Genomic DNA, 1,756 nt, shown 5'->3' on the forward strand with positions numbered 1-1,756 from the left:
TAGCCACGGGTATTTACCGCCAAGTGTAGTGAACCACAAGTTGGTATCAGTAATGGTATGGACGAAGGAAGTGGTGTAGCGAAATTCTTGAGCCTACGGACAGAAACTTGATAAGGCGATTAGGTGGGTGAGGTTGCTTTACAAACTTAAGCCCAAAAGGTAAACGTAAACCGAAGTTGTAAATCAAGAGGTTGTGGAATGAAAGATTAGTGTCTTACCCTGGGAGACCCTACCCACATATCAGAAGATATGGTCGAAAAAGGTTTAGGGAGGGAGTCAGATGAAGTCATAGTAGGCGTAACAGCAGAAGGACTGAAGCGATTTATAGTACAAATCGCTACTTATAAAATAATACATGAGCCAGAAATCAGATGAATGAGAAGAGCAGGAACGTAACCGAGGGATATCATTTATATCGGGAGGGGCGATATGTAGGAATCTTATAGTAGAAAGAGGAGTAACAGCAATGGAGTTAATGGAAGTGATCTTAACAAAGGAAAATCTAAACCGAGCTTATAAAAAGGTAGTCTCCAATAAAGGAGCAAGCGGGATAGATGAAATTACAGTGGAAGAATTGGGAAGCTATATCAGAGAAAATCAGGAATCAATTATCAATTCGCTTAGAAACAGAACTTATATTCCAAAGCCTGTACGACGAGTGTATATTCCAAAAGCGAATGGCAAAAAGAGACCTTTGGGAATACCAACAGCATTAGACAGAACAATTCAACAGGCAGTAGCACAGCCAATATCAGACATCTATGAAAAGATATTCAGTGAATATAGTTATGGATTTCGTCCAAACAGAAGCTGTCAAGATGCAATCAGACAAGCACTGGAATACTTAAATAGTGGATACGAATGGGTAATAGACATAGATATTGAGCAATTCTTTGATAAAGTAAATCACGATAAGTTAATTCAAATACTTAGAGAACAGGTAAATGATAGCAGTGTCCTAAACCTCATTCGCAAATATTTAGGAGCGGGGGTAATGGAAAAAGGAATTATGAAAGCCACCAAAACCGGGGTGCCCCAAGGCGGCCCCCTTTCAGTTATACTTTCCAATGTGTATCTTGATAAGCTTGATAAGGAAATAGAGGGGCGTGGTCTGCGTTTCGTAAGATATGCGGATGATGTGCTGATATTCACGAAAAGTGAAGTCGCAGCAAATAGAGTGATGACTTCAATATCTAGTTGGATTGAGAGAAAATTATTTCTGAAAGTGAATGCAACAAAATCCAAAGTAGTCAGACCGATGAGAAGTAAATATCTAGGCTTCACATTCTTAAAGAATGGTGGAGAATGGAAAGTAAAACCTACAAATGAGAAGAAAGCGAAGCTATATCAGGTAATGCGTGAGTATCTCAAAAGAGGAAAAGCAATAGCAAGACCTTTAGCAGTTACGATAAGAAGAGTAAATGAAATAGTTATGGGTTGGATAAATTATTTTAGAATCGGAATGATGAAGCAATTTATGGAAGAGTTTGGAGGTTGGCTAAGACATAAAATAAGAGTAATAGTTATAAAACAATGGAAAAAGCCAAAGACCATTTTCAGAAATCTGTCCTACTTGAATAGAAAATATAAGAACGGATTTAATAATGAAAGTATCTCCAAGGTTGCAAATTCAAGGTTGGGTTGGTACAAAAGATGTAGTATGGATGTAGTAAATTATATTTTAAATCCTACACTGCTTGAAACAAAAATAAAGGACGGAGCAGGTTTGCTCAATCCTTTAAATTATTATCTAAGA

General features: G+C 37.5%; 1 protein-coding gene. It reads left to right on the forward strand.

The genetic code is table 11. From position 1 onward, the window contains the following. Positions 1-466: 466 nt before the first annotated feature. Positions 467-1,756 (forward strand): group II intron reverse transcriptase/maturase (ltrA, locus tag ACYVD3_RS23630; RefSeq protein ID WP_460644963.1); only part of this gene is annotated, 1,290 nt, incomplete at its 3' end.

The sequence above is a fragment of the Lacrimispora brassicae genome (assembly GCF_054772055.1).